Annotated in this window: 27 protein-coding genes and 2 pseudogenes; 21 read left to right on the forward strand and 8 right to left on the reverse strand. The window is 53.6% G+C overall.

Annotation, left to right across the window (positions count from 1 at the left end):
• The 4 genes and pseudogenes from AC2TAD_RS06370 to AC2TAD_RS06385 form a co-directional block, all read right to left on the reverse strand.
• Positions 1–108, reverse strand: a pseudogene (locus AC2TAD_RS06370) (integrase); the annotation flags it as partial.
• Positions 109–335: 227 nt separating this feature from the next.
• Positions 336–842: a zinc-binding dehydrogenase gene (locus tag AC2TAD_RS06375; RefSeq protein WP_480867141.1), complete on the reverse strand. Its 507-nt coding sequence runs from the start codon at positions 840–842 to the stop codon at positions 336–338.
• Between the two features lie 138 nt (positions 843–980).
• Positions 981–1,370, reverse strand: a pseudogene (locus tag AC2TAD_RS06380) (alcohol dehydrogenase catalytic domain-containing protein); the annotation flags it as partial.
• Between the two features lie 54 nt (positions 1,371–1,424).
• Positions 1,425–2,273 (reverse strand): TauD/TfdA dioxygenase family protein, encoded by an 849-nt coding sequence (locus AC2TAD_RS06385; RefSeq protein WP_480866667.1) that lies wholly within the window; start codon positions 2,271–2,273, stop codon positions 1,425–1,427.
• A 144-nt stretch (positions 2,274–2,417) separates the two neighbouring features.
• Here AC2TAD_RS06385 and AC2TAD_RS06390 point away from each other — a divergent pair, with 144 nt between their 5' ends.
• Positions 2,418–3,293, forward strand: coding sequence for a LysR family transcriptional regulator (locus AC2TAD_RS06390; protein WP_480866669.1), 876 nt, complete (start codon positions 2,418–2,420; stop codon positions 3,291–3,293).
• 679 nt (positions 3,294–3,972) lie between these two features.
• Here AC2TAD_RS06390 and AC2TAD_RS06395 read toward each other — a convergent pair.
• Complete coding sequence (locus AC2TAD_RS06395; RefSeq protein WP_480866671.1) at positions 3,973–4,200, reverse strand: hypothetical protein; 228 nt, start codon at positions 4,198–4,200, stop codon at positions 3,973–3,975.
• 797 nt (positions 4,201–4,997) lie between these two features.
• Here AC2TAD_RS06395 and AC2TAD_RS06400 point away from each other — a divergent pair.
• The 11 genes from AC2TAD_RS06400 to AC2TAD_RS06450 all read left to right on the forward strand — a co-directional run bounded on the left by AC2TAD_RS06400 (position 4,998) and on the right by AC2TAD_RS06450 (position 16,740).
• Positions 4,998–6,440, forward strand: coding sequence for an alanine/glycine:cation symporter family protein (locus AC2TAD_RS06400; RefSeq protein ID WP_480866673.1), 1,443 nt, complete (start codon positions 4,998–5,000; stop codon positions 6,438–6,440).
• Positions 6,415–7,374, forward strand: a complete 960-nt coding sequence (locus AC2TAD_RS06405) for a glutaminase (RefSeq protein WP_480866674.1) — start codon at positions 6,415–6,417, stop codon at positions 7,372–7,374. Before AC2TAD_RS06400 ends, AC2TAD_RS06405 begins: the two co-directional genes overlap by 26 nt.
• Positions 7,375–7,437: 63 nt before the next feature.
• Positions 7,438–8,406 carry an SMP-30/gluconolactonase/LRE family protein gene (locus tag AC2TAD_RS06410; RefSeq protein WP_480866676.1) on the forward strand — a complete coding sequence of 323 codons (969 nt, stop codon included), beginning with the start codon at positions 7,438–7,440 and terminating at the stop codon, positions 8,404–8,406.
• A 455-nt stretch (positions 8,407–8,861) separates the two neighbouring features.
• Positions 8,862–10,727 (forward strand): AMP-binding protein, encoded by a 1,866-nt coding sequence (locus AC2TAD_RS06415; protein ID WP_480504961.1) that lies wholly within the window; start codon positions 8,862–8,864, stop codon positions 10,725–10,727.
• 106 nt (positions 10,728–10,833) lie between these two features.
• The gene (locus AC2TAD_RS06420; RefSeq protein WP_480504963.1) at positions 10,834–11,694 is read left to right on the forward strand and encodes a DUF2306 domain-containing protein; all 861 of its coding nucleotides are present in this window, start codon (positions 10,834–10,836) and stop codon (positions 11,692–11,694) included.
• A 425-nt stretch (positions 11,695–12,119) separates the two neighbouring features.
• A complete protein-coding gene (locus AC2TAD_RS06425) occupies positions 12,120–12,782 on the forward strand; it encodes a Crp/Fnr family transcriptional regulator (RefSeq protein ID WP_480866678.1) in 663 nt (220 codons plus the stop codon).
• Between the two features lie 85 nt (positions 12,783–12,867).
• The gene (locus tag AC2TAD_RS06430) at positions 12,868–13,299 is read left to right on the forward strand and encodes a YeeE/YedE family protein (protein ID WP_480866680.1); all 432 of its coding nucleotides are present in this window, start codon (positions 12,868–12,870) and stop codon (positions 13,297–13,299) included.
• Positions 13,300–13,303: 4 nt separating this feature from the next.
• Positions 13,304–13,732, forward strand: a complete 429-nt coding sequence (locus AC2TAD_RS06435) for a DUF6691 family protein (protein ID WP_480867143.1) — start codon at positions 13,304–13,306, stop codon at positions 13,730–13,732.
• A gap of 37 nt (positions 13,733–13,769) precedes the next feature.
• Positions 13,770–14,651, forward strand: coding sequence for an MBL fold metallo-hydrolase (locus AC2TAD_RS06440; RefSeq protein WP_480866681.1), 882 nt, complete (start codon positions 13,770–13,772; stop codon positions 14,649–14,651).
• Between the two features lie 19 nt (positions 14,652–14,670).
• Positions 14,671–15,009, forward strand: coding sequence for a protein tyrosine phosphatase family protein (locus tag AC2TAD_RS06445; protein WP_480866683.1), 339 nt, complete (start codon positions 14,671–14,673; stop codon positions 15,007–15,009).
• Positions 15,010–15,021: 12 nt separating this feature from the next.
• The gene (locus tag AC2TAD_RS06450; RefSeq protein WP_480866685.1) at positions 15,022–16,740 is read left to right on the forward strand and encodes a SulP family inorganic anion transporter; all 1,719 of its coding nucleotides are present in this window, start codon (positions 15,022–15,024) and stop codon (positions 16,738–16,740) included.
• 184 nt (positions 16,741–16,924) lie between these two features.
• Here the strand turns inward: AC2TAD_RS06450 and AC2TAD_RS06455 are convergent, their stop codons facing one another.
• From AC2TAD_RS06455 to AC2TAD_RS06465, 3 genes are all read right to left on the reverse strand, one after another.
• Positions 16,925–17,986: a YeeE/YedE family protein gene (locus tag AC2TAD_RS06455; RefSeq protein WP_480866687.1), complete on the reverse strand. Its 1,062-nt coding sequence runs from the start codon at positions 17,984–17,986 to the stop codon at positions 16,925–16,927.
• 42 nt (positions 17,987–18,028) lie between these two features.
• Positions 18,029–18,337: an ArsR/SmtB family transcription factor gene (locus AC2TAD_RS06460; RefSeq protein ID WP_058276434.1), complete on the reverse strand. Its 309-nt coding sequence runs from the start codon at positions 18,335–18,337 to the stop codon at positions 18,029–18,031.
• Positions 18,338–18,437: 100 nt separating this feature from the next.
• Positions 18,438–18,743, reverse strand: a complete 306-nt coding sequence (locus AC2TAD_RS06465) for a hypothetical protein (RefSeq protein ID WP_331251815.1) — start codon at positions 18,741–18,743, stop codon at positions 18,438–18,440.
• Positions 18,744–18,892: 149 nt separating this feature from the next.
• On the opposite strand from AC2TAD_RS06465, the gene AC2TAD_RS06470 reads away from it, so the two are divergent.
• The 9 genes from AC2TAD_RS06470 to AC2TAD_RS06510 all read left to right on the forward strand — a co-directional run bounded on the left by AC2TAD_RS06470 (position 18,893) and on the right by AC2TAD_RS06510 (position 26,957).
• On the forward strand, positions 18,893–19,633 hold the full coding sequence (locus AC2TAD_RS06470; protein WP_170624581.1) for a cytochrome c biogenesis CcdA family protein: 741 nt from the start codon (positions 18,893–18,895) through the stop codon (positions 19,631–19,633).
• Between the two features lie 14 nt (positions 19,634–19,647).
• Positions 19,648–20,226 (forward strand): thioredoxin family protein, encoded by a 579-nt coding sequence (locus tag AC2TAD_RS06475; protein ID WP_170353170.1) that lies wholly within the window; start codon positions 19,648–19,650, stop codon positions 20,224–20,226.
• A 130-nt stretch (positions 20,227–20,356) separates the two neighbouring features.
• A complete protein-coding gene (gene soxX, locus AC2TAD_RS06480; RefSeq protein WP_170353169.1) occupies positions 20,357–20,833 on the forward strand; it encodes a sulfur oxidation c-type cytochrome SoxX in 477 nt (158 codons plus the stop codon).
• 46 nt (positions 20,834–20,879) lie between these two features.
• Entirely contained in the window at positions 20,880–21,296 is a 417-nt protein-coding gene (gene soxY, locus AC2TAD_RS06485; protein WP_058275041.1) for a thiosulfate oxidation carrier protein SoxY, read from the forward strand.
• A gap of 34 nt (positions 21,297–21,330) precedes the next feature.
• Entirely contained in the window at positions 21,331–21,660 is a 330-nt protein-coding gene (gene soxZ / locus AC2TAD_RS06490; protein ID WP_170542839.1) for a thiosulfate oxidation carrier complex protein SoxZ, read from the forward strand.
• A 70-nt stretch (positions 21,661–21,730) separates the two neighbouring features.
• Complete coding sequence (soxA, locus tag AC2TAD_RS06495; RefSeq protein ID WP_480866690.1) at positions 21,731–22,576, forward strand: sulfur oxidation c-type cytochrome SoxA; 846 nt, start codon at positions 21,731–21,733, stop codon at positions 22,574–22,576.
• A gap of 87 nt (positions 22,577–22,663) precedes the next feature.
• A complete protein-coding gene (gene soxB, locus AC2TAD_RS06500; protein WP_480866691.1) occupies positions 22,664–24,361 on the forward strand; it encodes a thiosulfohydrolase SoxB in 1,698 nt (565 codons plus the stop codon).
• A 24-nt stretch (positions 24,362–24,385) separates the two neighbouring features.
• Entirely contained in the window at positions 24,386–25,648 is a 1,263-nt protein-coding gene (soxC, locus tag AC2TAD_RS06505) for a sulfite dehydrogenase (protein WP_480866692.1), read from the forward strand.
• Positions 25,632–26,957, forward strand: coding sequence for a c-type cytochrome (locus tag AC2TAD_RS06510; RefSeq protein ID WP_480866693.1), 1,326 nt, complete (start codon positions 25,632–25,634; stop codon positions 26,955–26,957). The genes soxC and AC2TAD_RS06510 overlap by 17 nt, the downstream gene beginning before the upstream one ends.

Raw genomic sequence — 26,957 nt, forward strand, 5'->3', positions numbered from 1 at the left:
GGATCGCCCAGACATGCTTAGGCTTCAGCGGTCGTTTCTGACCCACGATGCGGCCTTTGTTCCATGCGGGCGAAGTGCGCGAATGGCTGGTAGGTTTGGTGTTTCCATGACTGATCCTCCGATCGGCCATGCCCTCCCGAAATGACAACCCGACGTTGACGAGGCACCATATCAAGAGATTGCTGCGCGGCCTCTGAAGTCCGTAAGGAGCCCAAAGCAGGCGTTCATTGCGTTACCCGGAACAGCTAGTTTACGCGAAAAACTGAATTTGCATAGGAGCGCACAATGATAAAGAGAATGACTGTTTAATAAAACCAATCAGGCGTTTGGACTGATCACGGCTGAAACTTCGTGATAATAGCGGTTCCTGGGGAAGTTGGTCCATTCATTGCTCGAAGTTCATTGCTCGCCTCTTCCAATCGGACCTCCCTGGCGACCATTGGCTGGATATCCACTTCGCCACGTTCGATCATTCCTAGAAGACGAGGGTATTTCCATGAAGGCATACCACGAGTGCCGAAAAACGAGAGTTGTTTGGAATAGATTGCCCGCATGTTCACGTGCATCTGGCCGTCGCCCGACGGCATACCAATTTGTACGTGTCGACCAAGGATAGCGAGACACTCTAAGGATGCGTTCGTCGTTTTTTCGATCCCCAGCGCTTCTATGGAAACCTGTGCTCCTCCATCCGTGATATCTAGGATCGCTGCTGCGGCGTCTTCTTTGCTGGCATTTACTGTAGCGTCTGCACCGTTGAGCTTTGCATGCGCAAGTTTCTCTTCAACCACATCCACTACGACAACTCTGCATCCAAGCATTTTTGCCAATAGAAGAACGGACAAGCCAATACCTCCTGTTCCGTGGACAGCCACCCATTCACCAGCTGCGACATCTGCACGGTCTGTCAAAGCATGCCAAGCAGTGGTTACACGACACCCGAGCCCTGCCGCCAAGGAAGGAGAGAGCGTTTCTGGCAAGTGAACTAAGTTATGGTCAAACGGCACTGCAACATATTCAGCGTAGGCACCTGGCGTTCCAAATCCTGGAACGATTTGGTTGGCACACGTGTTTGATACGCCTGTTTGACAAGCGCTGCAGCTGCCGCACCCCAAGATGAATGGCGCTATGAGGCGGTCACCAACACTGTGCTGCGCTTGAGGCCCTGCCTCTACCACAGTTCCACAATATTCGTGCCCTAAGATCGAGCCATTTTGAACTTTGGGATGCGCGCCAGACCATCCATGGTAATCCGAGCGGCATACGCCACAGGCCGCGACCTCCAGGACCACTCCATTGTCTGGGCAGGTTGGGTCCGGGACCGTCTCAATCGAAAGGTCTTCACAAAACTCTCTTACGACTGCAGCTCGCACTTGGCGCTCCTAAAGATCTGGTTTCTTTGATCGAGCAATTCGGTTCGGTCGAGTTTAAACAGGTCTATCGCCTTTCACGGTCACGCGTCGCCCTTTTCGCTCTGCGGGCCAATAGTCCCAGATCGCACGATGCATACAACACCGATTGTCCCAAAAGGCCATGTCGTTAAGCGACCACCTGAACCGGATTTGATAGTTGATCTGTTCCGCATGCTCGAAAAGCATGTTGAGGATCGCGTCGCTTTCCTTTTCCGACAAGCCCAAAATCTTTGTTGTAAATGTTCGATTCACAAACAGCGATTTCCGGCCCGTTTCCGGATGAGTCCTAACGATCGGATGAACTGCTTCGGGACAGTCAATTTCGCTGTCTTTTTGCCCCCTGTCGCTATAGCGGCCTTTGTATATATGCTCGGAACTATGAAGTGCAGATAACCCGCCGATCATATCTTTTATCGGTTCAGAAAGATCGTCGTAGGCCGCATACATATCACTGAACATAGTGTCCCCGCCACAAGGAGGGGCGATATGGATTTGCAGCATAGTTCCAAGGGGGGGTGTCTCATCGCAAGAGACGTCAGAGTGCCAGAACTCACCGTTTGCTACCTTGGAATTCTTAGTTGCATGTATTTCGAAAATCTCCGGATACCCGTCCATCGTTGGGGCTGCGGGGTGTGCGTGAAGCGGCCCAAAGCGTTTCCCAAATTCAATGTGCTGCGCTGGTGGTATTTCCTTCTGCTCTTTGAAGAACAGCACCTGGTAGGTGTGAAAAGCGTCGCAGATCTCTGCAAACTGGTCGTCAGGCACAGGCCGGCTTAAGTCGACTCCGTAGATCTCAGCCCCGAGGTTTGGAGCGAAGGGTTTGGCGACGATGGAAGTATAGGCGTTGGATTTGGGAGCAACCATAAGCACCTCTGGGTTTGGTTTCATAAGGCGTGCTGTGTGCATGGTACACATCAACAAAAATGAACAAAAACGAAAAATCTTTGACAAATTCGTGAAATGCTTTCACGTATGGATCACGATTTAAGCGGTGGCGAGGTTATCGGAATGAGCATTCGGGCACTGCGAACTCTAATCGCGGTTCATCGACATGGTAGCTTCCGTGCCGCGTCGGAGGCGGAGCATCTAACTCCGTCGGCGGTCAGTCACCAGATGCGGAATCTGGAAGTCGCGTTGGGGCTCGATTTATTTGACCGATCATCCAAGTCGCCCAAACTTACTCATACCGGGCTAACGTTCGTCGGTGAGGCTGCTGCGGTGGTGGCCGCATATGACGGTTTGGCGGAAAGGGTGAAGTCGAACAACGAACTCTCTGGTGAAATAACTTTGGGTGCCGTTCCAACGACCCTGACTGGATTAGTGCCGACTGCGCTAGCGACGCTAAAGTCCGTGCATCCGGATATCCTTGTACGGATTGTTCCAGGTTTGACCAATCAGCTTTTGCTACAATTAGACCGCGGGCAGATCCAAGCGGCGATCATCTCCCGACCGGATATTCTGCCAAACACGTTGGAATTCTCTGAAATTGTATCCGAAAAATTGGTCCTACTTGTCTCGGAAAACACCCCAGATTTATCTTCAAGAGAACTGCTTTGTGCGTCACCGTTTATTCGTTTTACGCGTGATGCGGTTGTGGGAAGGCAAATCGAGACTTGGCTGCAAAGGAAAGGCATTGAAGTCAAAGACGCTATGGAGCTTGAGAGTCTTGAAGCAATCTCAAGTATGGTGGCCGCTGAACTTGGCGTATCAATCATACCAGACAGCCGTTTAGCTGCATATGACCATCTGCGGCTCAAAAGGATCCCCCTTGAACAGAATGGACCAGAACGCATTGTTGGCTTGGCAAGTATGACGGCGTCGCCTCACACCAAAATGATCGACGCCGTTACGACGGCGCTAGTGGAAGCTTCATCTCCGCGTTGAATTTGAAGTGAATGCAACTGCGGCAGACCGCTTATCACATTATTCAGCGCTACCGTTTGTCCCCGCGCTATGTATGGAGCAGCCATTGCGGTTACGGTTAAGAACAGGAACTTTCGACGTGTGGTCATAGCATTTATTTGGAAGCAAAACTCTGAATGTCCAGAATTCTACGCTACATGGCAGCCTAATTGCGCAAAGTGTTAGCCCCCCAAATAAACGTAGTGTGGGATTTGTGGCAACACGAAGCTTCGTTGGTACACCTGGCTGGCGTCGTGAAGTATAAGAACTGTGTTAGACTGGCCAGGAGGACATTCTAGCAGGAGATCTCCAGTTGCTACCGAATTCACTCCGTCTCGCACTCACTGCCACTACAATTGCCATCTCGGCGGGCGTCCTCCCAGACCGCGTCGAGGCGATATCGCAAGATGTCCCAGTGTGGTTACAAAAACACGTGGGTACGGGTGACGGCCAAATCGCGCCGATCGTTTTGAACAGGGCGCGAGCGCTTTACATAGAGAAAGTACGACGAGGCGAAGTAAGGAACCCCTGCTACTTTGCCAAGGATGCAACCCGCCCCAGCACTGCAAGAAACGGCAATCCCGCGAAGCGGTTTTACGTCATCTGCGAGTCACAAAATTCTTTCCGAGCGGTTTCGTCCGGCTATGGAAATGGCCGAAAACTAAGGGCCGCCAATTTTTCGAATGGTCGGCAATGCGCGAAGAACTTCAGCAATGCAGAAGGATCTAAACTTACCGCCGGAGGTGCCTATGTGACGGCTGAAACCCGCACGTCCTTCAAAGGTTATTACAGTCATTCCGGCAAAACGCAGCCGTTCTACCGCACCTTTCTTTTGTTTGATGGGGAAGGAGAAACGAGCAATGCTCGCGAGCGCGCCATTGGAGGCCATCCCGCTGTTTTCCTTAAGTGGCAATGTAGGTTCAAAAGTCCTCGAAGCACTCATGCAGACAACGACGGCTATGTCCCCTACGGAAAACTTGTGAACTACACTGGCGGCCGTAGCAATGGCTGCACAACCTGGTCACAGTCGGCCTCAAAAGAGATATTGGCGCTTGTGGAAGGGAATCCGACGACCCTGTATATCTACCCGGAATCCAAGGATATCAATGCTGTCGCTAAGGCTGTGAAAAAGGGGAAATCACTATCGCGGGCAGGAGTTTATTGGAACGCTGCTTGCTTGCAAGCAATAGGCGCACCAAAGTTCTGGCCCAAAAGTAGCCTCCAACCGATCATAAATAGTTGGAGAGCTTCCTTGCCTAAACAACGGCCACTAGAATTGCCTATCTGCAAATAGTTGAAAAAGCGCGGGACAACTTAAGAGCACGCTGCCCTTCAAGCATTTCTGCTTTGTGCTAGTAGCAGCCGTCGGCTGCACTGGGATTGTACGAACGCTTTGCCGCTTTCCGAAGAATCCAATCAAATGGGACAGTCGCATAAAGCGCAGCATTTGCCTCTTTGGGTTCGACGCTGTCGTTCGCAGCACTTGGCGTGAACTACTGCTGAGCGAATTGCCAAATGGATACGTAGCTATATGCCTGTGCCTCAATTTCAGTGCTATCCACGTCAACCTTTTATTGATACCGCGCAGCTTATTCCTGACAATTTTCGCATCTTTGTGCATGATGAAAAACTAGGCAGACTGTTTTTTGTCTTCCGGGAAGTGTTTGAATTATTAAGAGGCGTGCTATGGAAGTATTGGTTAATGGCATAAACACGGTTCTTTGGAACTACGCATTAATTTACGGACTTCTTGGAACCGGTATCTTTTTTACAATTCGTCTTGGCGCACTTCAGTTTCTTCATTTTGGGGAAATGGTGCGCGTACTCACGTCTTCGAAGAGCACGGACAAAAGAGGTATTACTCCGTTTCAAGCGCTGACGGTAAGCTTGGCTTCACGCGTCGGCACTGGAAACCTGGCTGGCGTAGCTGTGGCCCTGACCTTAGGAGGTCCGGGCGCCATCTTTTGGATGTGGATCGTAGCATTGGTTGGAATGGCCACGGCTTATTCTGAAAGTACTTTGGCCCAACTCTATAAAGTCACATCGTCCAACGGCAGATTCAGAGGAGGCCCAGCGTTCTACATGGCCAACGCCTTGAATGCTCCTTGGGCCGGAGTCATTTTTTCGATCTGCCTGATTGTTAGCTTTGGTTTGGTTTTTGTCGCCGTCCAATCCAACTCGATCGCCGAAGCTTTCGAGGGCGCGTTCGGGTTGAACAAATTGATCGTTGGCATAGCGCTGGCCGCAGCCGCAGCCGTGGTCATATTCGGTGGAATAAGGACCATCGCAAAGTTCGCTGAGATTGTCGTGCCGCTCATGGCAGGTCTCTACCTCTTGCTTGCCTGTGTTGTGGTAGTCCTGAACATTTCCGAAGTACCCGCTATGTTGTGGTCGATTGTTGCAGGGGCATTTGGCCTTCAAGAAGCTGCCGGAGGCGTGACAGGCGGCGTCATGGCTGCTGCCCTTAACGGCATAAAACGGGGACTTTTCTCCAACGAAGCGGGCATGGGCTCAGCACCGAACATTGCAGCGGTTGCCACACCTGAGCCCCACCACCCTTCCAGCCAAGGTTTCGTTCAGGCATTCGGGTGTTTTGTGGATACAATTTTGGTCGCGACGGCAACTGCATTGCTAATTCTTTTGTCGGGCGCAATCGAAATTGATGGTCCTACGGGTATGCGACTGACTCAAGACGCGGCGGCGGTCCATCTCGGCGAAATCGGTCGCCACTTTATCGCGATTGCTATCGTCTTTTTTGGCTTCACATCCATACTTGGCAACTACTCATATGCCGAAAACGCGATGACGTTCTTAAAATTGGAAGGGAAGCTGCCGATTTACACCTTGCGTTTGGGCTGCCTTGCAATGGTTGTTTGGGGCGCTGTGCAAGCTGTTGCCACAGTGTTCAATTTCGCGGATGCCGCCATGGGAATAATGGCAACCATCAATTTGGTGGCAATAGTGCTCCTGTCTGGCACCGTATACAAATTAACGGTGGACTATTTTTCGCAACGCCGACAGAACCTCGAACCTCGCTTTGTCGCAAGCAAATTTCCCGAGTTTAGTAAGGGCGTAGATCACACTGTCTGGACGGAGGAGATCCATGCCGATACTCAAAACCACCGATAGCGAACGGCTTCAGGAAGTCTTGGACGATATCGCAGATCGCATTGCCGGCATGTCCGAAAGGGGGAAAGTGGCGCAATACATTCCAGAACTCGCCACAGTTGATCTGAACCAATTCGGTATTGCCATTGCACCAATCAACGGCCCGCTAATTTCCGCTGGAGACGCGAGCACGCTATTCTCGATTCAGAGCATTTCAAAAGTGTTCTCGCTCACATTGGCGCTTCAACAGGTTGGTGCCACTTTGTGGCAAAGAGTCGGTCGGGAACCTTCCGGCGATCCATTCAATTCAATCGTTCAGCTTGAACACGAACGCGGAATCCCAAGGAACCCGTTTATCAACCCGGGTGCGATCATAGTGGCAGATGTTCTGCTCGAAGACCGTTCTTCTGATGAAGCAGTCAACGACCTTTTGGGATTGTGCCAAGAGCTTTCGGAGGACAACTCGATCGAGGTCGATGCGTCAGTTGCAGAGTCTGAGATGCGAACTGGGTCCAGAAACCGCGCTCTTGCGCATTTTATGCAGGCGGAAGGAAATCTAAACGCGCCGGTAGAGGATGTTTTGTCTCTGTACTTTCGCCAATGTAGCATCGCAATGTCATGTGAACAGCTAGCATTGGCGGGCCGCTTTCTCGCCGCAGCGGGTCAAAATCCGGCCACCGGTGCCACAGTATTATCGGCACAGCGAGCCAGAAGAGTAACCGCACTGATGATGATGTGTGGTTCTTATGATGCCTCGGGTGAGTTCGCCTTCCGTGTTGGCCTTCCAGCGAAAAGCGGTGTTGGTGGCGGAATCTTGTGCATTGTACCTGGTATCGCATCTGTAGTCGCCTGGAGCCCCGGGCTAGATCAAAAAGGCAACTCCCATTTGGCGACTATCGCATTTCAGGAGTTAGTTCGTGCGACAGGCTGGTCGATCTTTGGACCGAGTGCATAGCCTGCCCTGTTCAATTCAAGACCAGTCACATAGCTTGAGCAGGCGCCACACTGAGGATGATCTATGACGGACAAAAATGACTTCGAAAATAGCTGGCAACCATCCCAACGGTATCCAGATCCCTCCGTTGTGACACTCGATCCTCGGTTTGATAAATACAAGCTGCCGTTGGCCGGCGTCGAACGATTGGCAACTGGTTGTCGCTGGTGTGAAGGGCCAGTGTGGTTCGGTGACGGGCGCTATCTGCTATGGAGTGATATTCCGAATAACCGGATCATGCGCTGGGACGAGGTTACCGGACAGTCATCGGCGTTTCGCCAGCCGTCGAATTTCGCCAATGGTCAGACCCGGGACAGGCAAGGTCGTCTGATAACGTGCGAGCACGGTGGACGACGGGTTACGCGTACAGAATATGATGGCTCAATCACTGTGCTAGCCGAGAGCTTTGACGGAAAGCGACTCAACTCGCCCAACGATGTGATCGTCAAATCCGACGGCAGTGTCTGGTTCACCGATCCACCGTTTGGCATCTCGGGCAACTATGAGGGTCATCGCGCCGAACCAGAGTTAGGCCAGAACGTATACCGAGTGGACCCCGACACCGAAAAACTGAAAGTCGTAGCCGATGACATTCTAGGGCCAAACGGCTTGGCCTTCAGCCCCGATGAGACCGTGCTTTACATTGTTGAATCGCGTGGTGAACCGTCTCGAAAGATACTGGCTTATGACGTGAACACGGATGGTGCCTCGATCCAGAACAAGCGTGTGCTAATCGATGCAGGTTCTGGCACGCCTGACGGGTTCCGCGTGGATGTGGACGGTAATCTCTGGTGCGGTTGGGGCATGGGTGATGCCGAACTGGACGGAGTGATGGTCTTTGCCCCTGATGGAACTCCTATAGGTCGCATCGCTTTGCCTGAACGATGTGCCAATCTCTGCTTTGGAGGCCGTGCGAACAGCCGACTTTTCATGGCAGCAAGCCATTCTGTGTACGCCCTTTATGTAAACGTAGCTGGCATGTCGGGAGGATGACACTACTCTCAGAAGTGCTTCTGCGCGATTAGAAATAGCGGTTTACCCAATGGGCTCTCAAATCTCCTGGCTCCCTTTTTAAGCGACAACTTTGGGCTCAGTGCGGTCGCTCAGAAAAATTCAGTGAATGACCGGTGTGCGGACTTAGCTGCCGGATGCTGATGCAGCAAACATCGCGCGCCCTCACCAACCAGATCGCAAAAATACTCGCGGCAATGCAGCGCGATTTCCCAAAAGCGGACGTCCAAATCACGCAAATCGACCGAAATCCAATCCGGACATTAGCTACGCTCCAGTTCTATGTCTCACATGCGGACACACCGGAAATTCGTAAATAGCTGGATTCCGTAGCCTACTCGATCAGCATGTGGATCTCAGCACGTACATCGGAGTTGCAAAATCCTGTTCTTCGGCCAAAGCTCGGAAACAACCTTAGTAGAGTTGAAGGAGACCCCATGGCTAATCTGGGCACACGTCCGATCAGGACGCGCGACGACATAGCCGAGTTCGAAGCCGAGATGACGCTCGACGAACGGTTGCCCGAGCAAAGCATCTTGGAGGTCTTTGAAAACAGTGCTGAGCGTGATCCCGATGCTGTTGCACTGACGATGTTGATGACCGGAGCACCAGATGAGCAGCCTCGTCGTGTCACCTACGGCCAGCTACTTGGGCAGATCCGGCGCGCAGCAAATCTTTTTGCCGAGATTGGAGGGGAGGCACCGGGCGTGGCGTATATGTTGCCCGCTTTGGTTGAAACACACGTCACGCTTTGGGGCGCAGAAACGGCTGGTTACGCTGTGCCCATAAACTTTCTTTTGCAGCCTGAGAGCATAGCAGAGCTTATCAAAGCGTCGGGGGCGAAAATCCTCGTTACTCTTGGCCCACACCCACAACTCGACATCTGGCAGAAAGCTTTGGCATTGAGGGAGCAAATCCCGGACCTCGTGCTGGTACGCGTTTCTCCCCCGGGTACGCCTGCTGAAGCCGGGGTGATTGACCTCACCGAGGCATTGTCTGACCAACCACAGGATCACCTGGCATTTGGGAAGGCCCGGAGCGGTTCTGATCTGGCGGCCTATTTTCACACCGGGGGTACAACGGGCGTTCCAAAGCTTGTTGCACACACGCATCGCAGTCAATTGGTTGCAGCTTTCGGGGGCGCAGCTATGTGTGGTTTTCGTTCGGATGATGTTTTTACGGCCACGTTCCCGCTTTTCCACGTCGCCGGCACGATTGTGGGCGGGCTCAGCTGTTTCATGGTAGGCGTAGAGCTGCTTGTGATGACGCCCGCGGGTTTGCGTAATCCATCGGTGGTCGAAAGCTTCTGGCGGCTTGTCGCAGATCACAAAGTCACGATTGTCGGAGGTGTTCCAACCGCGATTGGGGCGATCCTGCAGACACCGATTGGTGATAATGACGTCTCGGGCGTGCGGGCGGGTGCAACCGGCGCATCACTGCTTCCACCCGCCGTCGGGCAACGCTTCAAGGAGGTCACGGGCTGCACTTTGTTCGAAATTCTTGGCATGACAGAAGCGTCCGGACTGATCAGTATCGACCCACTGGGTGGTTCTGGTACTGCGGGCTCAGTGGGTTGGGCGTTGCCATACACAAGTGTCGACGTTCTGAAGCTGGAAAGCGATGGCCGTCTGGGAGAGGAATGCGAGGTCGGCGAAATTGGTGTAATTGCAATTACAGGCTCCCACGTGTCTCCAGGATACAGCGAGCCGAGCTTCAACACTGGGGTATTCGACGAGGGTGTCCTAAACTCGGGCGACTTGGGATACAAAGACGCTGATGGCTGCCTGTACGTTGCTGGCCGTTCGAAAGACCTCATTATTAGAAGCGGTCATAATATAGATCCGGCCATGATCGAAAACGCGATGAGCACCCATCCCGCTGTCGCGTTGGCCGCTGCGGTCGGGATGCCTGATCCTTATGCCGGAGAACTGCCCATGTGCTTTGTTCAGGTCCACACACCGGATGATGTTACGGTCGAGGAACTCATGGAACATGCTCGGCAGACCATCGACGAAAGACCGGCATGGCCCAAAATCATTGAAATTGTTGATGAGATCCCCCTGACGTCCGTGGGCAAGATTTTCAAACCCAGCCTGCGATGCGATGCTGCAAAGCTGGTCGTGAAAAATCTGCTTCGTGACGAACTTCAGGTGTCTAATGCCGATGTGCAGGTGGAGGCTGGAGGGCCACGCGGGCTTTGCGTGACGGTGAAACTGAATGATGCAAACACGACGTCCGGACCTCTTGTTGAGCAAAAGCTCAAGGATTTCCTGTTCGAGACGCGCATTTTGGGAGGATCGTAAAACGCGCTCGTCCTCGCTACGCGAGTTTCCGATCGCAAAATTTATTGCGCCGCGAACGCCCATTGTGCGAGCCTTTTAAACGATCGTATTGTTCGGGGAGGGCAAAATGGCGGTTCCGTTGGGTGTGATATCGGTCTTCGTCGGTCTGGCAATATGGGCGGGTCTGGCTGTTCATGCGGTCATGAAGAGAAAGTTCGTGCCCGTACTTCTCTTTGGCATTCTGCTGATGCTGTACTTGAACGCCGGATACGTCATTTACGGCCCCGCGGCCTCCATAGCTAACTTTGTCGGTATCTATGACGTGTTGATCAATTTGGGACTGAGCGATCCGTTGAGTGCCGCTGCCGTCTCCACGTGCCCAGACAATTCCTGCTCCGTCTGGGGCAACACATTCACAAACCATCCTGCGTGGGGCGTTGCCTTTTATGATCGTTTTGCGAATGGACCAGAGCTAAGATCGGCTCTGCTGCTTGGGCATGTCGTCTGCAATTCCATTGTTTTTGTGCTGATGCACGTACAAATGTTCTTTCCCGGTGGTCGGGGGGCGAACCACGCGATCCTTGGGCGCATCAGCTTTGGGATACTGACAGTTGGTGTTGGTTGCGCTGCGATACTCGCGGCCCAACACGGTCCTGTTGGAGAGTACGGCGGGGCCCTGTCGACATGGGGCTTTTTCTCAATGTCTATCTTCGTCTATGCCACCGCTGTTATGGGAATACTGGCAATAAGACGACAGGATACAGCCCAGCACCGTATCTGGATGTGGCGCTTTGTTGGTTCGATGTGGGGATCATTCTGGTTGTTTCGTGTTCTACTTTTTGTCATCGATCCGCTGTTTCGCGACATCGAAGCCCTCGCGATCCAGATTTGCATTTGGGGATCGGCGCCGGCTGGCATTTTGATTGCTGAGATGGTTCGAAGACGAGTCGATGAACGGGATGAAATCGCACCAGTCGTAGCTGAATAGGCTTTTTGTGCATCATCAGATTCACGTATGGCGATCCATAAGCACCATTCGAGACGGTCTCAAAAAGAGGCTGCTTAGGGCTCTGAGCGGTTGGCGAGCCAGGATTGTCCCAACGACAGCTTCCGAAATCTGAATGTCAGCGCATTGGGCGAAGACGCTGAAAACGCCCGGTCATCTCGACGATTGCAATGCCTGCTTTCGGGAGCAGTCCACAGTTCGAACCGCTGCGGTGCCGCAAGTCCGCTTCGAGCCCGAAGCGGCCAAAGCGCTGAGCCGTGCGTTAATGGCAAGTCGGGCGGGTCAATGTTGGGCGATGCTCGGATCTAGCTGGTTACAAAAACGAAGAGAGCCATTGATCCAGATCGCGTGCCACCGCATCTTTGTAGGGAACCAGTGAACCGAACGCACAAAGCATAGGACATAAATTGAAGGGAGATTGGACCGAAAGCTTTCTTGGCACCAGAAATCTACCTCGGCGGGTCAGGGATAAGCTTCTACATGAAGCACGCGTGGTTTCATACAAGCAGGGTCAGCAAGTTTTTGGACCCGACAACATCCCGGACAGTCTGATGTTTTTGCATGCCGGCCGCATACGCGTCTCTCAAAGTTCTGATGCCGGGCGAGAAATCGTGCTGTATCGCGTTGAAGCTGGAGAGAGCTGCGTGCTGACCACCGCCTGCATGCTGTCCGAGGAAGTTTATAATGCTGAGGGAATTGCCGAGACCGACGTCACTGCTATCACATTACCTAAAACTTCATTTGATAGGCTGGCTGCTGAAGAAGACAGTTTTCGCGGTTTCGTTTTCTCGGCTTATTCTCGTCGGTTGATTGATCTTTTGCGCGTAGTAGACGATGTCGCCTTTGGCAGAATGGATGTTCGACTGGCAGAGCGCCTTTTGGCGCTAGGAGAAGGCCATTCCGAAATCCAGGCGACGCATCAGGCTTTAGCAAACGAGTTAGGGACAGCGCGTGAGGTCGTTTCACGCATACTGAATGATTTTCAAAAGCGAGGACTTATCCTTCAGACGAGGGGGCGGATCACCCTCCGGAACAAACCTCAATTGGAGCGTTTGGCGAACAGCGCATGAATTCTTTGCGTTAAGTGACATTGTCACTGAAGAGTGAGGTGCCGACCGGTAATCAGGTTGCAACATGAACAACCGGAGACGCCTGATGGAAACCGTGTTTACGCCGATCGCCTCATTTGGAGGGGGGCTCGCAATTGGACTTGGATCCGTGCTTTTGATGCTCGGACTGGGACGGATCATGGGTGCAACGGGCATATTGTCTGGCTTGGCATTCCCAGAAAACCGCGAGGAATTCGCCTGGCGAACAGCCTTGGTTTTGGGAATGATGCTCGCACCGGGCCTGATCTACGCTGCGACCGGTGCAATGCCTGAACTTACAGTACCTGTCAGCCCGATTATGATCGTGATCGGCGGTGTGATCGTCGGTCTGGGCGCCAGTCTCGGATCTGGCTGCACGTCAGGGCATGGTGTTTGCGGACTATCTCGGCTGTCTGTTCGCTCTTTGGTGGCAGTGCCGACCTTCATGGTCACAGCTGCAATCACAGTCTTCCTGATCCGTCACGTCTTTGGAGTATAAAGCAATGAAACTTGTGTTTGCTTTGTTTGCCGGCCTGATCTTTGGCGTTGGTATCGCTGTTTCGGGCATGATGGATCCGGCCAAAGTTTTGAATTTCTTCGATATTGCCGGGACGTGGGATCCTAGCCTCGCCTTTGTTATGGGTGGTGCGCTCCTGGTCACGTTCTTCGGCTACAGACTTGCCTGGCGGCAAACAACGCCGCTCTTTGTTGGGCGTTTTCAAATCCCAAACGCGACGGCCGTAGACAAGCGATTGGTTGGTGGTTCGGCTCTCTTCGGCATCGGTTGGGGAATTGCAGGCTTCTGCCCCGGCGCTGCGATACCGGCACTTGGTACCGGGCGTTGGGAAGTTGTTCTCTTTCTGGTTGCCGTTCTTGCCGGGTTTGTACTGCGCAGGCTCCTTTTCGCGCGTCCTGTTCAGTCGGCGGCTTAGTCACCGATTTCCCTGAACCTCCCTGGAGTACAATCAGATGACGTATCCCGTGAACATGAACATCAAGCCGGACGTTCAGGCCTTTTTCGATGAGGCAACGAACACCATCAGCTATATTGTGAAGGATCCCACCTCGAATTCATGTGCCATTGTCGATAGCGTAATGGACATTGACTACGCGGCGGGGCGCATCACTCACGATCACGCAGACGAGCTCGTCCACCAGATCGTAAGCCAAGATCTGAATTTGGAATGGATCATTGAGACCCATGTTCACGCCGATCATTTGAGTGCCGCGCCGTATATCCAAGAAAAGCTTGGGGGAAAAATCGGCATTGGTTCAAAAATCATGATCGTGCAGGACACGTTTGGGAAGGTCTTCAATGAAGGTACCGAGTTCCAGCGTGATGGCAGCCAGTTCGATCAGCTTTTCGAAGACGGCGATACGTACACGGTTGGCAATATGCAGGTGTTCACAATGTACACCCCCGGCCATACGCCGGCTTGCATGGTACATGTCGCAGGAGATGCGGCTTTTGTGGGCGATACTTTGTTCATGCCAGATGGGGGATCAGCGCGCGCAGATTTTCCCGGCGGCGATGCAGCAACGCTTTACGATAGCATTCAAAGAGTCCTGAGCTTGCCGGACGAGACACGACTTTTCATGTGCCATGACTACGGACCAAACGGGCGCGACATCGCCTGGGAAACAACTGTCGGCAATGAGAAAGCCCACAATATCCACGTTGGTGGTGGCAAATCAAAAGAAGAGTTCGTCAAGTTCCGAGTTGAACGAGATGCTCTGCTGGAAATGCCGAAGCTGATCATCCCATCTCTTCAAGTAAATATGCGCGCGGGTGAAGTGCCAACGGACGTGGACGGCAACCCCATGCTCAAGGTTCCGGTCAACAAACTCTGATTTTGAAAGGATGAGAGCGATGGAAATCACCCAAATTTCCCACGACTTCAGTACTTGCGGTCAATTGGAGACCGATGACTTGGCGGAAGTCAAAACGCTTGGATTTCGCTCGCTAATCTGTGTGCGTCCTGACGGCGAACATAAGGAGCAGCCTACTTTTAGCCAGATCCAAGAATGCGCCAAGGCGCAAGGTCTGCAAGCTCGCTATGTGCCGGTTAAACCCTCCGGCGCGACAGAAGCGAACCACATTGCATTTTCTGAGGCGTTGGCACAGCTGTCCGAGCCTGTCCTTGGCTACTGCCGAAGCGGTCAGCGCGCTGCAACGCTGTGGCACGCACGACGAGACACTGCGGCGTAGCGGGAGGTAAGGATGCGGACGGCGCAATATCTGCCGGTTCTGAGTTGGGCTCGCAGCTATGGACGGGCAGAGCTTTCTAACGATCTGATGGCGGCGGTGATCGTCACCATCATGCTGATACCCCAATCCTTGGCCTACGCGCTCTTGGCTGGATTGCCTCCAGAAGCAGGGCTGTATGCATCCATCGCGCCAATTCTTCTTTACGCAATATTTGGAACCAGTCGCGCCTTAGCGGTTGGCCCGGTTGCCGTTGTCTCACTATTAACAGCGTCGGCTGTCAGTCAGGTTGCTGAACAAGGCACGGCAGGTTACGCGGTTGCGGCACTGACCCTCGCATTTCTTTCTGGCAGTTTCCTGTTGCTTTTGGGGCTCTTGCGGCTGGGCTTCCTGGCTAATTTTTTGAGCCACCCGGTGATCGCCGGGTTTATCACAGCATCTGGGATCTTGATCGCTGCCAGCCAACTCAAGCACATTTTGGGTGTGAATGCGCACGGACATACATTGCTCGAGATTGTCGCATCGATTGCAGCGCACTTGCACGAGGTGAATTGGGTTACGCTTGTCATCGGCCTCAGTGCGACAGCCTTCCTTTTTTGGGCCCGCCAATGGTTAAAACCCGGGTTATTGAGGTTGGGTGCTCCGGCGGCGCTTGCCGATATTCTAACGAAGGCGGGACCTGTTGCCGCCGTAGTTGCCACTACGGTTACTGTTTGGGCACTAGATCTTGTCGAAATGGGTGTGAAAATCGTTGGGGAAGTCCCGCAAAGCCTGCCGCCGCTTACATTGCCAGTATTTGCGCCCAACTTGCTTGCAGCGCTGTTGGTTCCGGCGGTCCTGATTTCAGTGATTGGCTTTGTCGAATCCGTCTCAGTCGCGCAAACTTTGGCAGCCAAGAAACGTCAACGGATTGATCCGGACCAGGAACTCATTGGACTGGGCGCAGCCAACATAGGCGCAGCGTTCACCGGAGGCTACCCTGTCACGGGGGGATTTGCGCGATCAGTCGTCAATTTCGATGCTGGCGCTGAAACTCCAGCTGCTGGCGCCTATACTGCGCTTGGCCTCGCAATCGCCGCCTTGGCGTTGACACCATTGGTGTATTTCCTGCCAAACGCCACATTGGCCGCTACAATCATTGTGGCGGTTCTGAGCCTCGTGGATTTTTCAATATTTCGCAGAACATGGGACTACTCCCGTGCAGACTTCATCGCGGTATCAGCAACGGTTTTGCTGACGCTCGGTCTGGGTGTCGAAGTCGGCGTCGCGTCTGGAGTGGCGATTTCAATACTTTTGCATTTGTACAAGACGTCTCGACCGCATGTTGCGGAAGTGGGCCGCGTGCCCGGGACAGAGCACTTTCGAAATGTCCAGCGCCACGATGTCGAAACCGCACCTATGGTGCTAACGCTGCGCATCGACGAGAGTCTTTACTTTGTAAACGCCGGCTTTCTGGAAGAACTGATCTTCAGTCGCCTTGCCGACCGGACGAAGGTCAAACATGTTGTTTTGATGTTCTCCGCCGTTAACGAAGTGGACTACTCAGCGCTGGAAACTCTCGAGGCGATCAATCACCGCCTTAGGGAGCTTGGCGTTGGCCTACACCTGTCCGAAGTCAAGGGTCCTGTTATGGACAGACTCAAACGGTCTCATATTGTCGACGGTCTGAACGGCAGGGTTTTCTTGTCCCAGCACGATGCGTGGACAACGATCATTGCAGAAGCGAGCGAGTGACTAAGATCAGCTTGGTTTGTGAACGTGATCAGAATGAGCGCTTTGGTTCGCATAGCGAACGCATGAGCGTATCTGATTAATGAACACCTCGTGCCGATATGTGCCATCAAAGGCAATCGTTTTCTAAAAAAAGAGAACCGCCGAAACCGTCCTTCATACGTGAATTCTTGTTTGAACTGTGACCTCAACGCTCAGTTATGAAAGACAGCCCATACACGAGTTGTTTCAAGCCAAGCGCCGCACCGGCGAAGATGGCAGCGAATGTTACAGGCGCGCTGTAGGCCAAAAGTGAGAAGGCAGAAATACCTTGTCCGACGCTGCAACCGACTGCGATGATCGCACCTGGCCCCATAATCGCCGCGCCGAGCATTTGACGCTTGAGTTCGCGTGGATCCTCGCATGCTTCCCATCGGAAATGACCTTTGGACCAGGACCCCAAAAATGCACCAATGAGAACGCCGGAGACTGATCCGACCGCAAAGGACAAAGTGTTTCCGGACGCTGTCATGAGGTAGAATAACGTGTCGCCAAGTGGTGCGGCGAAGGTATGGGTTTGAACCGGTTCACCATCGAAACCGTGCGTCGCAACCCAATTCGTGCCGAGCCACCCTGATACGATCGCCAGCCCAACTACAGATCCCCAAAATACCTGTGCGGGAGCGCGGCGGAAGCGCCGGTTTGCCAAGGCGAAAATCACCAACGCAATGCCGATGACCGCGCCAATGAGCCAAGCTGGGATAGAGGTCAGTTGTTCGGCAAGGAAGCTAATGCTCTGAGGGCCTTCAAGATCCATTTCCTCGGGGAAGACCCATACGCGCAAATATGCAAGGGGCCCGGACATGACAACGTAAGCAGACAGACCCATAATCAAAACGATGACGAATGATCGAAGGTCGCCGCCCCCAAGCCTTGCCAGCGCGCCATAGCCACAGTTTCCGCTGATGGCCATTCCGTAACCGAACATGAGACCACCCACGATCGATCCAAGTGGGTTCCAGGTCTGTGCAAGATACCTTGTTCCAACAGGGTCCAGCCACCCTAAAGCCATAGCTGAGTGGCTGCCTACAATTGCTACGCCGATCGCAATTGCCCACATGCGCAGCCGCCGGTCATCATCTGCGTAAAGGTAGTCTTCGATTGCACCCAACGTGCAGAAACGACCAATGCGTGCGGCCAAGCCTAAAACAATGCCACCGATCAAACCGATCAGGGCAACGGTGTTCGCGTCTCCCAATGCTTCGAACATTGCCAGTCTCCTCCCAAAGCTGGCGGCTACTTTTGGTGACTTCTACTTCTCCCTGCAGAATAGATCGTAGACGACTTCCAGAATCTGTGTCGATCTATCATCCGCCAGTCTGTAGTAGATCGTTTTCCCCTCGCGTCGCGTTTTGACCAAGCCCTCAAAGCGTAGGCGAGATAGTTGCTGAGAAACGGCGGCCTGGCGCGCCGAGAGCATTTCTTCCATCTGCGCGACAGATTTTTCACCGGAGGACAGATAGCACAAGATCATCAAGCGCCCTTCATGGCTGATTGCCTTGAGGAAACTTGACGCCGTCTGAGCATTTTCCATCATTCTGTCCATGTCTTCGGCGCACATGTCCGGGGAGAACACAGGCAGTTTCGAAGATTTGTCCAACAAGATCGCCTCGCTTTCATAGCTTCACGCATTCATAACAGTTTATGTAATGCGCCGCAGTTTATCCAGAGCTCTCAATCGGTACCCCCGCGTCACGCAGCAAAACGCCCAGCAACCCCCAGAAAAAATCTTCGCCGGGATAGCCTTCGATCCGGCCGACCTCTTGGCCATCGTCCAGCAGAACAAAGGTTGGCGTGTAGTAGAGAGGCCGCTCCAATGCGATGCCTTCAGGCACGGCCGCGTGGATATCGATGCGTTGAAGTGGAGCGGCATGTCCTTCCGGTGTCTTGGGGTAGATCTCCGAGATGTCGGTGTCCCAACGTGCGCACCACATACACCCATCTTCTTCGGCCATCAGAAGAGTCATTTCTGCCCGTGAAACCACGGGAGAAACAAACAACGTAATTGCAATCAAAAGTAGAATTAGGTGGCGCATCTCAAGCTCCGATTGACCGCAGCGACATATCTTTATTATTTTGAATGTGTGAATGATAGCGTGCCAGGACAGGTTTGACCATGCTCGACATTACATTTGCGGGAGCTTTAATTGCAGGGCTATTGTCGTTCCTGTCGCCCTGCATCCTACCTATAGTACCGTTTTATCTCAGCTATCTGGCCGGTGTCGGGATTGATCAGATATCTGCGGGTTCTACAATTCCCGGCGGCGTTCGTCGCAAGGCAACGCTTTCTGCGATAGCATTTGCAGCCGGGATCATAACGATCTTCATGGCGCTAGGTGCGACGGCTTCGATATTCGGGCAGCTGGTACGAGAGTATTTCGACATCCTGCGTTGGATCGCTGCGGCCATCATCATTGTGATGGGCATGCATTTCTTGGGGATTATCCGCATCGGGTTCCTGTATCGCCAATTTCGTGCGGATGTTGGTGATACATCAAATGTGAGCCTTGTTGGAGCATATGTTCTTGGATTGGCGTTTGCTTTTGGCTGGACCCCCTGTGTTGGGCCGGTACTCGCTGCAATCCTGTTCACAGCGGCCGGAACCGAAACGGCCTGGCGTGGAGCGGTGCTTCTATTCGTCTACGGTGTTGGAATGACCGCACCGTTTGTTCTGGCGGCCTTCCTGGTCCGCCCCTTCATGCAGTGGATGGCACGGTTCAGAAAGCACTTGCCCCTCATCGAAATGGCAATGGGTGGCTTTCTGGTGCTCTTCGGCATCCTCATCGCAACCAACTCCATCAATCACATCGCACAATGGATGCTCGACCATATGCCTTGGCTTGCAGCCATTGGATAACTCGGGAGGAAGACATGAATCGAGTTTTGTCATTATTGATCGCTTGTCTGATCGGCGGGGCAGTTTCCGCCGCTGAACTGGGCGACGACGGTTTGCATAAAACTCCGTGGATGCGCGACACCTTCAAAGACCTTCGTGAGGATCTTGAAGAGGCGTCAAGCGAAGACAAGCGGTTGGTTTTATTTATTGAGCAACAAGGCTGCATCTATTGCAAGAAAATGCATGAAGAAGTGTTCCCCCAGCCTGACCTTGCAGCGTTCATCGAAGAGAATTTCTTTGTCGTCCAACTAGATTTGCATGGCAGCACCACGGCCATCGACTTTGACGGTGAAGAGAATGAGCAAAGAGCGCTGATGCGAAAATGGGGGATTCTGTTCACCCCGACACTCGTATTCCTGCCGGAAGAGGTGCCAGAGGACGCTACAGCCATCGATGCTGCGGTCGCTGTTATGCCCGGAGCGTTCTCAAAAGGAACAACCTTAGACCTTTTCACCTGGGTCGAGGAAAAACGATATGAGCTTGAAAATGGTGAAGATTTCCAACGCTATCATGCGCGGCGCATTCAAGAGCGAAACAATGTTTCTCAGGATTGAACGCTGCCATTATAAATAAAAAAATTCATTATTATGAATTTAATGTTGCGACAAGCGGTACTCGTCGACTACGGTACACAAGGCTTTGGGTCGCAAGGCGCCGTCGGCGCGTTAGCAAATGGGAGGGATCATGAAGCTGAGACTCTTAACATTGGTCTGCGCAATGACAGGCGTTGCCGCAATTGCGGCAGAAACAGACCCGCAAGACGTAACCTATGACGACTATGGTGCCATTGAGGCTTCGTTGACCGGTGCTGCTGGCGACGCGGCGAATGGCGCGCTTATCGTTGGGGACAAGTCAAAAGGCAACTGCGTTGCGTGCCACGCGGTTTCGGCTTTGGCTGACATCCCGTTCCATGGCGAAGTTGGTCCGATGCTGGATGGCGCCGGTGATCGTTGGACCGAAGCAGAACTTCGCGGATTGGTCGCAAATGCCAAGATGACGTTCGAAGGCACGGTGATGCCTGCGTTCTACAAGGATGACGGTTATATCCGCCCGGGCGACGCCTATACCGGAAAAGCCCCAACCGCGCCTTTGACGTCGATCCTGACAGCGCAAGAAATTGAGGACGTGGTCGCGTTTCTTGCGACCCTGAAAGAAGAATAGCTGCGCTTTCAGGCGCAGATTTTCGAAGAATCAAAGGAGATTGAAAATGGAACTCTCTCGCCGCGAGACACTGGCCCTTGGGCTGGGCGCCGCGTTCCTGACAATTATGCCGCTTCGGGCAAATGCAGCTGCTGAAGATGCCATTGCGGCATTTACAGGCGGGGCAGATGTGGCTGATGGCGGTGTTACGTTGACTGCACCGGAAATCGCAGAAAACGGAAATACTGTACCTATCGAAGTGAGTGCCCCGGGTGCCGCTGCAATTCTGATCGTGGCTGCAGGCAACCCCGAACCGGGCGTCGCGACATTCAATTTCGGCCCATTGGCGGCTGAACAAGCCGCATCAACCCGCATCCGTCTTGCCGGAACGCAGGACGTCATTGCCGTGGCGAAGATGGCAGATGGCAGCTTTGCCAAAGCGTCCGCGACCGTAAAAGTGACAATCGGCGGCTGCGGCGGCTGATCGCCACGCGCCCTGAAGAACAGGAGATTAACCAATGGCATCCGGTGTAAAACCCCGCGTCAAGGTTCCAAAGACAGCCGCAGCTGGTGAAACCATAACGATCAAGACACTGATCAGCCACAAGATGGAAAGCGGCCAGCGTAAGGACAAAGAAGGCAACGTCATCCCGCGTTCGATCATCAACCGTTTCACCTGCGAGTTTAATGGAGAAATGGTGGTGGATGTGACGATGGAGCCGGCGATTTCGACCAACCCGTACTTCCAGTTCGAAGCGACTGTGCCCGACGCCGGTGAGTTTGTCTTCACTTGGTACGATGATGACGGCTCTGTTTACGATGAGAAAAAAACGATCGAGATCGCCTGACGGCTCGAACACTAAGGCAGATCAGCGCTGGTAGGAGGAGTTGGCGCTGATCCACCAAGGGAGGAACGCAATGAATACCAAGGCACTTACGGCGATCGCGGCAATTCTGGTTTTCCCGGCTGCAGCGATGGCTGGACCGGACGAAGACAATTTGGTTATCAATGATGAGTTGGACATGACCTCGGTCACTGAAGCTCCGGCACATCTGGAAAATTTGGACACGATCTACTCGGGTTGGCATTTTCGCACGGATGAAACACAAGCGCTTCAACTTGATGACTTCGACAACCCCGCAATGATCTTCGTCGATCAGGCCGCCGATCTCTTCGGGACCGTTGATGGTGCCGCTGGCGAGAGCTGTGCCTCTTGCCACGATGGGGTGGAAAGCTTCAAGGGATTGCAGGCGTCCATGCCGAAGGTGGATGCCGAAACTGGTAAGTTGGTCGTCATGGAAGATCTGATCAACAAGTGCCGCACGAACCGCATGGAAGCCGATGCCTGGAAATGGTCCGGGGGTGACATGCAGGGCATGGTCGCTTTGATCGGTCTGCAATCACGCGGGTTGCCTATGAACGTAGCGATTGATGGCGATGCCGCCCCATTTTGGGAGCAGGGCAAGGAGATGTATTATACCCGCTATGGTCAGCTGGAGTTGAGCTGTGCCAATTGTCATGAAGACAACTGGGGCAACATGATCCGCGCCGACCACCTGAGCCAAGGTATGATCAACGGGTTCCCGACGTATCGTCTGAAACAGGCCAAGCTGATCTCGCGCCACAATCGTTTCCGCGGCTGTATTCGCGATACGCGGGCGGAAACTTTTGCCGAAGGATCGGACGAGTTTCGCGCGCTTGAGCTCTATGTGGCCTCGCGTGGCAACGGGCTTTCAGTCGAAACTCCTGCTGTACGTCAATAACGAACGAGCCGCGCGGGCGTTGTCCTGCGCGGGTTTTTCATGCATATAACATTCACACATTTATATGTGTTATAGGAAAGCTGATAGATGATTTCTCGACGTGACTTCTTGCAGGTTTCAATGGCAGCTTCGGCTCTGTACGGGGCGTCCGGGTTTGGCAAATGGGCCAAGCTTGCCGCGCAGCAAAGCCTAACGCAGGATCAATTGCTGGAGTTCGAGACCTTCGGCAATATCAGCCTGATCCATGTCACCGACATCCACGCGCAACTCAAGCCGATCTATTTCCGTGAACCCGAGATAAACCTTGGTATTGGCGATGCGCGAGGGCAGATGCCGCATGTCACGGGGGCGGTTTTCCGCAAGGCGTACGGGATCGAAGATGGAAGCCCGTCGGCCTATGCGCTGACCTACAATGATTTCTCTGCGCTGGCCAAGACCTACGGTCGGGTTGGTGGATTGGACCGGGTCTCAACTGTCATCAACGCCATTCGTGCTGACCGTCCTGATGCCCTTTTATTGGATGGGGGCGATACCTGGCACGGTTCATACACCTGCTATCAGACGGCCGGTCAGGACATGGTCAATGTCATGAACGCGCTGAAACCCGATGCTATGACCTTCCATTGGGAGTTCACGTTGGGCAGCGACAGGGTTAACGAAATCGTCGAAAGCTTGCCTTTTGCGGCCTTGGGTCAAAACATCTTTGATGCCGAGTGGGACGAACCTGCAGAATTGTTCCAACCCTACAAGTTTTTTGATCGGGGCGGTGCAAAGGTTGCTGTTATCGGGCAAGCGTTTCCTTACATGCCCATCGCGAACCCAGGCTGGATGTTCCCAGAATATTCATTCGGTATCCGGGATGAAAACATGCAGGTAATGGTGGACAAGGTTCGCGATGCCGGTGCCGATGTCGTCGTCGTCCTCAGCCATAATGGCTTTGACGTGGATAAGAAGATGGCAGGTCAGGTGCAAGGGATCGACGTGATCCTAAGCGGTCACACGCATGACGCGCTACCCGAGCCGGTTCTGGTCGGTAAAACGCATATCATTGCGTCTGGCTCGAACGGAAAATTCGTTAGCCGCGTCGATCTCGACGTGAGGGACGGGCAGATGATGGGGCTGAAGCACAAGCTGATCCCGATCTTCTCTGACGTCATCGCTCCTGATCCTGCGATCACTGCTCTGATAAATGATCAGCGCGCGCCGTACGAGGCTGCGCTGAGTGAGGTGATTGGCAAAACGGATTCGTTGCTCTACCGCCGTGGCAACTTTAACGGCACCTGGGATGACCTGATTTGCGATGCTCTGATCAATGAGCGTGAGGCAGACATCGCGATGTCGCCCGGCGTCCGTTGGGGGCCGTCAATACTGCCTGGGCAGGATATCACGCGCGAGGACATTTGGAACGTCACATCGATGTCGTATCCCAATGCCTATCGCACAGAAATGACAGGCGAATTCATCCATGTGATCCTCGAGGATGTCGGTGACAACCTGTTCAATCCCGACCCCTACTACCAGCAGGGCGGCGATATGGTCCGCGTCGGTGGGCTTGGCTACCGCATCGATGTGACCAAACCACAAGGGCAGCGGATCAGCGAAATGACCCTGCTCAAAACGGGTGAAGCGATTGATCCGTCGAAAACCTACGTCGTGGCTGGTTGGGCCAGCGTCAACGAAGGCACTGAGGGTCCGCCGATCTGGGATGTCGTCGAAAACCACATTCGCAACCTTGGCACCGTAACGGTGGAAGAGAACATCAGTGTCGATGTTGTCGGCGCTTAAGAAACAGATGGAGACCTAAGAGATATGGATGACGCGTTCAAACCGTCCCGCCGGGCCTTCCTGAAAGGCAGTGCTGCGGTCGCCGCAGGATCAGTCGCGGGTGCGGCAGCGGCAGACACGCCCGATCCACTGATAACACAGCTTCAGGATTGGGCGTCTTATACGGGTGCCGGTGTCGATGAGTCACCTTATGGCCTGCCGATCAGTTTCGAATCTCATGTCGTTCGGCGCAACGTGGAATGGCTGACCGCCTCTCCGATTTCGTCGATCAACTTCACACCGATCCACGCCCTTGATGGTACGATCACTCCGCAAGGATGCGCTTTTGAGCGTCATCATTCGGGCGCGATTGAGCTGCGCAAAGAGGATTATCGCCTGATGATCAACGGGCTGGTCGATCGCCCGCTTGTGTTTACTTATGAAGACATTGAGCGTTTCCCGCGCGAAAACCATGTGTATTTCTGCGAATGCGCGGCGAACACCGGTATGGAGTGGGCTGGTGCTCAACTCAATGGCGTCCAATTTACGCACGGCATGATTCATAACATGGAATACACCGGCGTTCCTCTGCGCACGCTGTTGCAGGAAGCAGGCGCCGATTTCTCGCCAGACAAATGGGTCTATGTTGAAGGCGCAGACGCGTCATCAAATGGCCGCTCCATCCCGATGGAAAAAGCGCTGGATGACGTGTTGGTGGCTTTCAAGGCAAATGGTGAAGCGCTGCGCATGGAGCATGGATATCCGGTGCGACTGGTTGTTCCTGGCTGGGAAGGCAACATGTGGGTCAAGTGGCTGCGCCGCATTGAGGTCGTCGATATGGCGGTCGAAAGCCGCGAAGAAACATCAAAATACACTGATGTCTACGCTGATGGCACAGCCCAGAAATGGACGTGGGTGATGGATGCAAAATCCGTCATCACCTCACCCAGCCCGCAAATGCCGATCAAACACGGACCGGGACCTTTGGTCATTTCCGGGCTTGCTTGGTCAGGCCACGGGCAAATTACGCGGGTCGATGTGTCCAAGGACGGTGGGATCACCTGGGAGACGGCGCGTCTTGGCAAGCAGGGCGACAGCAAGGCTTTGACGCGTTTCTATCTCGATACGAATTGGGACGGAGCACCAATGTTGTTACAGGCCCGGGCGATAGACGAGACTGGCTATGTGCAGCCAACCAAAGACCAGCTACGCGAAAAGCGCGGAGAAAACGCGGTCTACCACAACAACTGTATCCAAACTTGGTACGTGAGCGCAGAAGGGATCGCTGAGAATGTCGAAGTCTCTTAGTCATGTTTTCCTACCCGTATTTGGTGGCACAGCCTTGGTGCTTGCGGCAGCGTTGGTATTTGCCAATCGGAACTACGGCCAGTCGAAGATAGACACTTTGGAAACCCGGATAGGTCAGGTTGAAGCGCATGCAGCATCAGCTCTAGAAAACGCGCAAGCGGAGGCCAATCGAGCGGCTGAACTCGAGACTATAGTCGAAGAAATCCAAGCGGCCGCCGCGGAACGGGTTGCAAATGGTGCGAACCTAACTGCACCGGCGCCCATTCGCGACGGTACTATTGGGCTTGGACGTCCTGCATTGGAGGAAGAGATCGCTGCCTGGGACGTTGACATCTTGCCCGACGGGCGTGGCTTGCCGGTTGGATCAGGCGATGCCTGGACCGGAGAAGAAGTGTTTGTCGACCGGTGTGCGTCCTGCCACGGAGAGTTTGCCGAGGGCGCCGACAATTGGCCTGTTCTGGCCGGTGGATTCGACACGCTTGCCGACGAGGATCCTGTAAAAACCATCGGGTCTTATTGGCCTCATTTGTCGACCGCTTGGGACTATATTTCCCGCTCAATGCCATTTGGTGAAGCAGGTACGCTTACGGCGGATGAGACCTACGCAATCGTCGCCTATATCCTTTATTCCAACGATCTGGTGGATGACGATTTCGTTCTCAGCAATGAAAATTTCGCCGAATTCAGGATGTACAACAAGGATGGATTTGTCGTCGACACGCGACCTGAGACTGAGTACGCAGAATGGCGAGAAGAGCCCTGCATGGAGAACTGCAAAACAGAGGCCGCGGTTACTATGCGTTCTGTCTTTCTGGTTGAGACACCACCAGAAGGCGGTTCGAATTCGGTCATGAATGAAGCCAGTGCGGACGAGTTACCGACGTTTACGGCGGAAGGGCCCTCGTTCATTCCAGCCGCAGCGCCAAGGCCTGAGGAAGAAGCTGCCGCTACACCGGCTGTTCAGGAAATCGACGAGGCTGACCAGATTACGGAACTGTTCGCAGCCGGTGAGAAGGTCTTCAAGAAGTGTAAGTCCTGCCATCAGGTTGGTGACGGTGCTAAGGACAGCACGGGTCCCGCGCTGAACGGAGTTATCGGGGCCAACGCAGGGTCGGTTGAAGGGTTCAAATACTCCAAAGCTATGAAAACGGCTGCCGAGTCTGGTCTTGTTTGGACCGAAGAAGAAATGGCGGCCTTCCTTACAAAACCCAAGGACTACATGAAAGGCACGCGCATGTCATTTGCGGGTCTAAAGAAACCGGACGATATTGAAGCCGTGATCGTCTACCTCAAGTCTTTCGGAAGCTGA

It is taken from the genome of Ruegeria sp. HKCCD7628, from assembly GCF_057221005.1.